Source organism: Marilutibacter maris (genome assembly GCF_006546735.2).
Classification (GTDB): domain Bacteria; phylum Pseudomonadota; class Gammaproteobacteria; order Xanthomonadales; family Xanthomonadaceae; genus Marilutibacter; species Marilutibacter maris.
Map to the genome: position 1 here is coordinate 1 of NZ_VICD02000315.1, position 8,584 is coordinate 8,584.

Sequence of the window (8,584 nt, forward strand, 5' to 3'; positions counted from 1 at the left end):
TGCGCGGGTGCGGCAAGCGGCGTACCCTCGACCTGCCGGTCCGGCCCCGTGGGCTCCGGCCGGCACCTGTCCGAGGGGAGGGGAATCATGAATGCAGTCGTCGAGTCGCGCCCGAAATCGCTCCGGGTGATCGCTGCGTTGGGTCTGCTGTGGAACCTGATCGGCGTGTTGATGTTCCTGTTGACCGTGATGATGACGCCCGAGCAGGTCGCGGCGATGCCGGCCGAGCAGCGCCAGCTGATCGAGGCCACGCCATCCTGGCTCAATGTGCTGTTCGGGGTCGCGGTGGCGGCCGGCACGCTCGGTGCGCTGGGACTGTTGCTGCTCAAACGCTGGTCGGTACCGTTGCTGCTGCTGTCGCTGGTTGCGGCGGTGCTGCAGGTGGTCGGGAGCTTTGCGGCGACGCCGGCGTGGTCGCTGCTCGGGCCGGCGGGTCTGGTGATGCCGGCGCTGGTGTTGCTGATCGCGACCGGCCTGTGGCTGTACGCGCGCAAGGCGGCGACGCGGGGCTGGCTGCGCTGATGTGACCGTGATGCGGGCGCCGGGCGCCCGCTGTGCGCCAATGCGGCGGGCGATGGCAGGTTGCGGTGCGTTTCCGCGTTGGTTGACCCTGAGGCCGCGCCGATGGCGGCATGGAGGCTGATGATGGAAGAGTGCATGCGGGAGCAGGCAAGGGATGCGGGTGCGTCGCGACCGGCGGAACGCGACCGTCCCGGGCGGGCTCGAAGGCGGCTCGTGTCGCGATTGCGCGATACCGGCGCCGCGCTGGCCGTTGCGATGCTGGTCGTGCTGGCGCCGGTGCCCGCGGCCGCGCAGGAGACCGGCAAACCGATGACGATCCGGCTCGAGCCCAAGGCGATGGACGGGATCGACATGGGCAAGGCGGTGGTGGTGAAGGGCCTGGCAGGTCCGACTCCGCAGCGCTTCCTGCTCGACGGCATTTCCTACATGAACCCGGTCGGCGTGGTGGTGCGACCGGTGGAGACCGGCGACGAGATCGCGCTGGCGGTGACCAAGTACGCCTGGAACCAGCCGCTGCGCGAGGGCGCCACCGACCGCGATCCGCTGCGCTTCCTGTTCCGCACCGAGGGCGAGTTCCAGGTCTCGGTGAGCGCGGAGGACGCCGGCACGCCCTATCGCCTGCTGGTCTGGGTCGGCGACGAGACCAAGCCGGACTTCGCGCCGGTGGTGGTCGAGGCCAGCGCCTATGACGGGGATGGCGGAGGCGGCGGATTCCCGTGGCTATGGGGACTGGTCGGCCTGCTGGCGCTGGCGGTCGTGGCGATGGCGGTGCTGCTGATGAGGAGGAAGCGCGCATGAGACTTCAACGCCTGTCCGGACCCGCGTCCAAACGCGCGCCCACCCGCCCGCGCCGTGCCTGGCGCACGGCGGCGATCGCCTTGCTGCTGGCCGTGGCCGTACCGCCGCTGTCGCTGGCGCAGTCGGAAGGCACGCCGGCGGTCGAGGGCGACTGGGACAGCTTCTTCGACGGCTGGGACACCGACCACACCCTGGATCTGATCGACGTGCTGGTCGACAGCGACGCCCTGGACGTCGCCCGCGACGCCAACACCCTGCTAGACGACCTCGATGCGCTCGACGCCACCGAGGCCGGTTGCGGCGCTGCCTACACCGACAGTTCCGGACCCACCGTGCCCTCGCACTGCGCCGAGGGCGACGACTGCCGCCAGTGCTACGAGGAGGCGGTGCGCAAGATCGACTTCAACCGCTTCTACATCGAGCGCGCGCGCTGCATCACCGCCGCCAACGTCAAGATGGCCAATTCGGCGATGGCCTTCGGCGACAGCGCATCGGGCATCCACGCGGTGACCGGCCTGTCGTGGCAGTTGCAGGGCAAGCCGCAGATCGAGCAGGCGGTGGCCAAGCTCAAGCAGACCTATACCCGCAAGGCCGGCGAATATCTCAACGGACTGGAAGGTTCGTTGAAGGAGCTGGGCCGCTGCGAGGCGCAGCACTACGGCGAGGAGGACTGGTACCAGCGCTACGGCTGGATCTACCACAACTTCATGCAGGCCAAGTACGCGACGCCGCCGGAATGAGGCCGGCGGCGGGCGACGCGGATCATTGCCCCGTGTCCGGGACGCTCATTCCCGGGCGCGGCGGCTGTCGCATCCACGGTCCGGCGCCTACCCTTGGCGTTCCTTTCACGCGAGTCCCGTCATGAGCGCTGCGCTATCGATGTACACGGCTTCGGTCCCGGTGTTTGTCCGTACCCTGCAGAACCTCGTCCACGTGCTGAAGAAGGGCCAGGCGCATGCCGCCGCCCACGAATACGCGCCCGAGCTGCTGCTGCAGGCACGGCTGGCGCCGGACATGCTGCCGCTGCTGCGGCAGGTGCAGATCGCCACCGACATGGTCAAGAACGGCAGTGCGCGGCTGGCCGCGGTCGAGCCGCCGAAGTTCGCCGACGAGGAAGCCACCTTCGATGAGCTGTACGCGCGTATCGACCGTGCGATCGCCTTCATGCGCGGGCTGCAGCCGGCGCAGATCGACGGCGGCGAGGCGCGCGAGATCGTGCTGAACTTCGGCCCCAACAGGCTCGAGTTCAACGGCCACGACTATCTGCTCGACTTCGTGCTGCCGAACCTGTTCTTCCACGTCAGCATCGCCTACGCGATCCTGCGCCAGTCCGGCGTCCGCCTCGGCAAGCTCGACTACATGGGCGCCGGCGCCGAACGCTGAGAAGCGCCGGGCCGGCGATGGTCGGCCCGCGCTCACGGCTGCCCGAGCAGCTCCCGCCGACGCGCGCGACTGAGCCCGTCGGCGGCCTTGTGGTAGGACCAGAGCACCAGCTCGCGCAGGTGCGCCTCCGGCACGCCGCGCACGTCGACGATGGTGACCCAGTGGTGGCGGGCCATCCAGCGCGCCGGTTTGATCCCGGGCACGTCGGTCAGTTCCAGGAAACGTTCGGGCGCGACCTTGATGCTGAAGCGCCAGCGCTCCGGCTCGCTGGTCTTGAAGTAGGCGAAGCGGCGCTGGCCCAGGTAGTAGACCAGTACGTTGGAGGGGTTTTCGTACAACTGCACGCGCGCGCCCGGCAGCGCGGCGCAGAAGCGCTTCAGCGATTCGGTGTCCATGGCCATCGCCGCCCTCCGTGCCCGCCTACCAGAGGTTGCGGCCGTCGATGACTTCCACCGGCAGCGCATCCAGATCGAAGTCGTCGAACAGGCGCGCGTTGACCGCGATCTTCGGGTTGTCGAAGTCCGGTTCGCCGCCGGACCAGTCCGGCGACTCGTTGAAGGTGGCGCAGCCGCAGTTCGCGCAGAAATTCAGCTTGACCGTCTGCGTCTGCCAGCGATAGGTGGCCACGTCGCCGGCGGGTGTCAGCAGGCGGAAGCTTTCGGGTGTGTAGTAGGCCCACAGCGCGCCGCGCTTGCTGCAACTGGAGCAGGTGCAGCGGGTCAGCGAGGCGGGGACGGTATCGACCTCGAAGCGGGTACGACCGCAGTGGCAGCTTCCCTGAAGGCCCATGGCAAGACTCCGATGAAGTGTCCCGACAGTATCCCTGAGGGCTGCTGCCAACGGCTGTCAGCAGGGTGCGCCGATGCGAAGGCCGCCGGGGCGGGCGGCCTTCGCGGGGGACAGCGGCGGCTGCCGTGGTTCAGAAATCGAACCGCAGCTGCAGCTGGGCCAGGTCGAGGTCGGCGTCCTCGATCTCGAAGCGGCTGTATTCGCCGCGCAGGGCGAGGCTGTCGTTGAAGCGGTACTGCAGGCCGATGCCGTAGGTCGGGTCGGTGCCGCTGTCGTCGCGACCGCCGATCACCGCCGGCAGCGCGCTGTCGAGGTCCCAGCGGTGCAGGCCGGCCTTGGCGTAGCCGGACAGGTTGGCGCCGAACGGCACGCTGCCGACCGCGACCAGATAGCCGCTGCTGGCCTCCAGGTCGCCGCCGACATCGCGCGACTCCAGCTCGCCGAAATCGGCATAGCCGGCCTCCAGCGCGAAGTAGCGGTTGAACTGGTAGCCGCCGAAGGCCGAGAACGCGGTGTCCTCGTCGTCGTAGCGGCCCTCGTCGACCAGCGACTGGCCGACGCCGGCGCCGGCGTAGAAGCCGCGCTCGTTGTCGGCGGCCTGCGCCGCCGGTGCGGCCAGGGCCAGGCCCAGCGCGGCGGCGAGGGTGGCGAGCAGCGGGGCACGGGACAGGGTGGAAAGGCTCATGGGAGGTTCTCCTGTGATCTTGCGTCTGCATCCGGTGCCGCCCGCGAGAGAGGGGGGAGGGAGCGGTACCGGGCGGCGGGGTCGGCGGGATGCCGGCGCTTCCGTCGCTGCCCTCCAGAGATGGGCGTCGATGCCGTCGGGACAATCGGCGATCGCAGGGATGGACAATTCCTCCGGTGGAACAAACCTGCGCGCCGTCGCATGCCAATCGCCAACAGGCCCTAAGGTGTGCGGGTTGAACAAGGGAGAGAGAACCCACGTGTCCAGGGATTACCGTACCGATCGCCCACGCCCGCGCCTGCTGTGGCCATTGCTGGCGATGCTGCTGGCGTCCTGCGCGAGCGCGCCGGCGCGCAATCCGCTCGCCGAATGGCGCGCCTCGCCCAACCACGACGCGCGCCGGGCGCGGGTGATCGTGCTTCATCACACCGAGATGGAGAGCGCGCAGGCGGCCCTGCACACCCTGCAGACGCGCAATTCCGGCGGCCCGGTCAGCGCGCACTACCTGGTCGGCGCCGATGGCCGGCTGTACCAGCTGGTGCCCGAGTCCGAGCGCGCCTGGCATGCCGGTGCCAGCCGCTGGAACGGCATCGGCGACCTCAACTCGGATTCGATCGGCATCGAGATCGACAACGACGGCGCTTCGCCGTTTCCCGACGCGCAGGTCGACAGCGTGATCGCGCTGCTGGAGGACATCACCACCCGGCTGCGGATTCCGCGTCACCTGATCCTCGCCCACGCCGACATCGCACCGACCCGCAAGCGCGATCCCAGCGCGCGGTTCCCGTGGCAGCGGCTGGCCGAGGCCGGTTTCGGGCTGTGGCCGCGCGCGCCGCTGGCGCCGGCCCCGGAGGGCTTCGATCCGTGGCTGGCGCTGCGCCTGATCGGCTACGACCTGAGCGCGCCGGAAGCCGCGCGATGCGCCTTCCACCGCCGTTACCGCGGCCGGGAGTGCCGGGTCGAGGGCAATCTGCTGGTCGGCGCCGAGGCCGACCCGGGCTGGCTGCCGGGCGACCTGGAGATCCTCCACGACCTGCAGCGGCAACTGTTGGCGATGCCGCAGCCGGCGCCCTGAGTGCGACGGCACGTCCCGCGCCACCGGTCAAGCTGGCAGGTGCGGCATACGGCCGCCGCCGATGGCGTGCGACAATAGCCGTCCATGAACGCGGTATCCCTCGATCTGGCCCGGTTGCGTCGCAGCTGCGCCCATTGCTCACTGCGACAGCTGTGCCTGCCCGGCGGTATCGACTCGGTCGCGCTGGCGCAGCTCGAACAGCTGGTGCGGCGCTCGCGTCCGGTCCGCCGCGGCGAACGGCTGTACCGGATCGGCGAACGCCTGAGCGCGGTCTACGTGGCCAGCGCCGGCGCGTTCAAGACCGTCAGCCTCAGCGAGTCGGGCGAGGAGCAGCTGTTGGGCTTCCATCTGCCCGGCGAGTTGATGGGACTGGACGGTCTGGGCGAGGGCCTCCATCGCTGCGAGGCCGAGGCCCTGGTCGACGCCAACGTCTGCGAGGTGCAGCTGGAACAGCTCAGCGCCGTCGCCCTGCAGCTGCCGGGCCTGCACCAGCAGTTGCTGCGGGTGATCGGCCAGAGCCTGGATCGCGATCACGACCACGCCGGCCTGCTGGTGCGGCGCCAGGCCAACGAGCGCATCGCCTTGTTCCTGCACGGCCTGGGCGAGCGCTACGCACGCATCGGCGAGGATCCGTACCGGTTCCGCCTGCCGATGAGCCGCGAGGACATCGCCCGATACCTGGGGCTGGCCCTGGAGACGGTCAGCCGCGGTCTGACCCGCTTGCAGGAGGACGGGGTGATCGGCGTGCGCGGACGCATGCTGGAGATCCTCGACCCGAAGGAACTGTCCCGCCTCGCCCACGGCGCCGAGAATTGCGAGCCGGTCCGCCGCGGTACCCTCTGAGCGCCGCGCCGGCGACCGGACCGGTCAGGCCGGCAGGCTGGCGCAACCCAGCGCGCTCAGCAGCGCATGCATCGCCGGTACCTGCGCCAGCCACGGCGCCGACAGGGTCAGGACCCCGGCCAGCAGCACCAGCGATGCCGCCGCACCGCGCCAGCGCGGGTCCTGCAGGCGGCGGCCGAAGCGCGCGCCCGACCAGGTCAGCGGCAGCATCACCGGCAGCGTGCCGAGCCCGAACGCGGCCATCGTCAGCGCGCCGTTGAGCGCGTCCGCCTGCAGCCAGGCGGCGGCCAGCAGGGTCGTGCTCAGTCCGCACGGCAGCCAGCCCCACAGCATCCCCAGTCCCAGCCGCTTGGCCCGGGTGTTGGCCGGCAACAGGCGCCGTTGCAGCGGTCGCAGGCCGCGCCACAGGGTCTGGCCGCCGCGATTGAGGAAGCCGAGCCGGCCGTGGCGATCGAACAGGCGCAGTGCCGCCAGCACCAGCACCGCACCGACCGCCATGCGCAGGCCGGTGGCCAGGCCGTCGATACGGGCCAGGCCGAGGATGCCGTGGCCGAAGCCGCCGGCGATCGCGCCGGCGAGCACGTAGCCGCCGACGCGGCCCAGATTGCTTTCCAGCGCGACCGTCCAGCCGCCGCCGATGGCGCCGGCCGGCAACGAGGCGCGGGCCATCGCCGAGAAGCCGGTGGCGATGCCGCCGCACATCGCCGCGCAGTGCAGGCCACCGAGCAGGCCGGTCAGCAGGGCCGCGCCCAGGGTCAGCCAGTCAATCGGCATCGCGCGTGGGGGCGGGAGGCGTGGCGGCAGGCGGTTCGTGGTCCGCCGCCGTCGTCTTCGGCGCCGGTTCGGGGTCGTCGCGCAGGATGTCCAGGGCCGGGGTGTCGAGATCGTCGAACTGGCCGCGGCGCACCGCCCACACGAACATCGCGATCGCGGCGACCAGCAGCATCAGGCTGAGCGGAATGAGCAGGAGCAGGATGTTCATGGCGCGGTGGTCGCGATGCGGGCCTGGCGGGTGTCGGGCCGACGCGGCGGGCGCGCCAGCCGCAACGCGTTGAGGGTGACCAGCAGCGAGGATAGCGCCATGCCGAGGGCGGCGATCCACGGGGTGACGTGGCCACTGGCGGCCAGCGGCCAGGCCAGCAGGTTGTAGCCCAGCGCCCAGGCCAGGTTCTGGCGCACGATCCGCTGGGTCCGCCGGGCCAGCGCGACCGCCTGCGGGATCCGCGCCAGCGACGGGCTGGTGACGACGAAGTCGGCTGCGCGCTGGGCCAGGGCGGCACCGTCGGCCATCGCCAGCGACACGTCGGCGCCGGCCAGTACCGGGGCGTCGTTGAGGCCGTCGCCGACCATCGCGACGACGTGCCCGGCCTGCTGCAGTTCGCGGACCCGCGCCAGCTTCTGCTCGGGACTCTGGCGCGAACGCGCGTCCCCGACTCCCAGCGCGGCGGCGAAGCGCGCGACCGTGGCGGCGGCGTCGCCGCTGCATATCTCGACGTCGACGCCGTCGGCGCGCAGTTCGGCGAGCGCCTCGGCCGCGTCGGTGCGTGGGGTTTCGCGGATCTCGAAGCGCGCGATCGCGGCGGTGCCGTCGCCGAGCCACAGCGCACCGTCGTCGTCGCGATCGCGACAGGCGAAGCCGGCATGGCCGAGCCGCCATTCGCGTCCGTCGACATGTCCGCGCAGGCCCGCGCCCGGGACCAACCGCACCTGCTCGGCCGGGGGGGCGTCGGCGACCCGCTCGAACGCGCGCGCGAGCGGGTGGCGGCTGTCGCGCTCCAGCGCGGCGGCGATCCGCAGGACCTGCTCGCGGCCGTAGCCGGATGCGGCCGCGTCGAAGACCTGGACCTCTTGCAGCACCGGCCGGCCGTCGCCGAGGGTGCCGGTCTTGTCGAACACCATCCGGTCGGCGCGGGCGAGCGCCCCGAGCGCCTCGCCACGCAGGCCGAGCACGCCGATCCGCGCCAGCGCGCCGTGCGCGGTGGTCAACGCCGCCGGCACCGCCAGCGACAGTGCGCATGGACAGCTGACCACCAGCACCGCGAGGGTGACCTCCAGCGCGCGCGAAGGCTCGTGCAGGTGCCACCATGCGTATACCGCCGCGGCCGACACCAGCAGTACGCCGACGAAGGCGCCGGCGATGCGCTCGGTCGCCTGCGCCAGCGGCGGTCGCGCCGCCTGCGCACGCTCGACCAGGTGCACCAGCTGCGACAGCCGGGTGCTGGCGCCGGTATGGGTCAGGCGGATCCGCGCCGGCCGTTCGTGGCAGTGGCTGCCGGCCAGCACGGTATCGCCGGGCCGGCGCGGCACCGGCTCGGACTCGCCGGTCAGCAAGGCTTCGTCGAAGGACGATGCCTGGTCGAGCAGGGTGCCGTCGGCCGGCACCGCCTCGCCGGGCGCGACCCGGACCACGTCGCCCGGTGCCAGCTCGGCCAGCGGCACCTGCTCGCAGGCGCCGGCATCGTCCTCGCCCCCGCGTTCGCGGGTCGCCA

Annotated in this window: 12 protein-coding genes; 6 read left to right on the top strand and 6 right to left on the bottom strand. The window is 71.5% G+C overall.

The window, feature by feature from the left end; translation table 11 throughout:
* The first annotated feature begins 87 nt into the window (after nucleotides 1–87).
* The 4 genes from FKV24_RS17575 (at nucleotide 88) to FKV24_RS17590 (ending at nucleotide 2,703) form a co-directional block, all read left to right on the top strand.
* A complete protein-coding gene (locus FKV24_RS17575; RefSeq protein ID WP_141483310.1) occupies nucleotides 88–522 on the top strand; it encodes a hypothetical protein in 435 nt (144 codons plus the stop codon).
* Nucleotides 523–735: 213 nt separating this feature from the next.
* On the top strand, nucleotides 736–1,320 hold the full coding sequence (locus tag FKV24_RS17580; RefSeq protein WP_141483311.1) for a hypothetical protein: 585 nt from the start codon (nucleotides 736–738) through the stop codon (nucleotides 1,318–1,320).
* Nucleotides 1,317–2,060: a hypothetical protein gene (locus FKV24_RS17585; protein ID WP_141483312.1), complete on the top strand. Its 744-nt coding sequence runs from the start codon at nucleotides 1,317–1,319 to the stop codon at nucleotides 2,058–2,060. Before FKV24_RS17580 ends, FKV24_RS17585 begins: the two co-directional genes overlap by 4 nt.
* Before the next feature lie 121 nt (nucleotides 2,061–2,181).
* Nucleotides 2,182–2,703, top strand: coding sequence for a DUF1993 domain-containing protein (locus FKV24_RS17590; protein WP_111265450.1), 522 nt, complete (start codon nucleotides 2,182–2,184; stop codon nucleotides 2,701–2,703).
* A gap of 32 nt (nucleotides 2,704–2,735) precedes the next feature.
* On the opposite strand, the gene FKV24_RS17595 is transcribed toward FKV24_RS17590, so the two are convergent.
* The 3 genes from FKV24_RS17595 to FKV24_RS17605 all read right to left on the bottom strand — a co-directional run bounded on the left by FKV24_RS17595 (nucleotide 2,736) and on the right by FKV24_RS17605 (nucleotide 4,177).
* Complete coding sequence (locus tag FKV24_RS17595; RefSeq protein ID WP_211371911.1) at nucleotides 2,736–3,104, bottom strand: MmcQ/YjbR family DNA-binding protein; 369 nt, start codon at nucleotides 3,102–3,104, stop codon at nucleotides 2,736–2,738.
* Between the two features lie 19 nt (nucleotides 3,105–3,123).
* The gene (locus tag FKV24_RS17600) at nucleotides 3,124–3,492 is read right to left on the bottom strand and encodes a GFA family protein (protein ID WP_141483313.1); all 369 of its coding nucleotides are present in this window, start codon (nucleotides 3,490–3,492) and stop codon (nucleotides 3,124–3,126) included.
* 130 nt (nucleotides 3,493–3,622) lie between these two features.
* On the bottom strand, nucleotides 3,623–4,177 hold the full coding sequence (locus tag FKV24_RS17605) for an outer membrane beta-barrel protein (RefSeq protein WP_141483314.1): 555 nt from the start codon (nucleotides 4,175–4,177) through the stop codon (nucleotides 3,623–3,625).
* Between the two features lie 319 nt (nucleotides 4,178–4,496).
* Here FKV24_RS17605 and FKV24_RS17610 point away from each other — a divergent pair, with 319 nt between their 5' ends.
* Complete coding sequence (locus tag FKV24_RS17610) at nucleotides 4,497–5,252, top strand: N-acetylmuramoyl-L-alanine amidase (RefSeq protein WP_111267929.1); 756 nt, start codon at nucleotides 4,497–4,499, stop codon at nucleotides 5,250–5,252.
* 84 nt (nucleotides 5,253–5,336) lie between these two features.
* Nucleotides 5,337–6,095 (top strand): helix-turn-helix domain-containing protein, encoded by a 759-nt coding sequence (locus tag FKV24_RS17615; RefSeq protein ID WP_111265454.1) that lies wholly within the window; start codon nucleotides 5,337–5,339, stop codon nucleotides 6,093–6,095.
* A 24-nt stretch (nucleotides 6,096–6,119) separates the two neighbouring features.
* Here FKV24_RS17615 and FKV24_RS17620 read toward each other — a convergent pair whose 3' ends face one another.
* The 3 genes from FKV24_RS17620 to FKV24_RS17630 all read right to left on the bottom strand — a co-directional run.
* On the bottom strand, nucleotides 6,120–6,869 hold the full coding sequence (locus FKV24_RS17620; protein WP_141483315.1) for a sulfite exporter TauE/SafE family protein: 750 nt from the start codon (nucleotides 6,867–6,869) through the stop codon (nucleotides 6,120–6,122).
* The gene (ccoS, locus tag FKV24_RS17625) at nucleotides 6,859–7,077 is read right to left on the bottom strand and encodes a cbb3-type cytochrome oxidase assembly protein CcoS (protein WP_141483316.1); all 219 of its coding nucleotides are present in this window, start codon (nucleotides 7,075–7,077) and stop codon (nucleotides 6,859–6,861) included. The genes FKV24_RS17620 and ccoS overlap by 11 nt, the downstream gene beginning before the upstream one ends.
* A partial coding sequence (locus FKV24_RS17630; protein WP_141483317.1) for a heavy metal translocating P-type ATPase occupies nucleotides 7,074–8,584 on the bottom strand: 1,511 nt, incomplete at its 5' end. The genes FKV24_RS17630 and ccoS, both read right to left, overlap by 4 nt.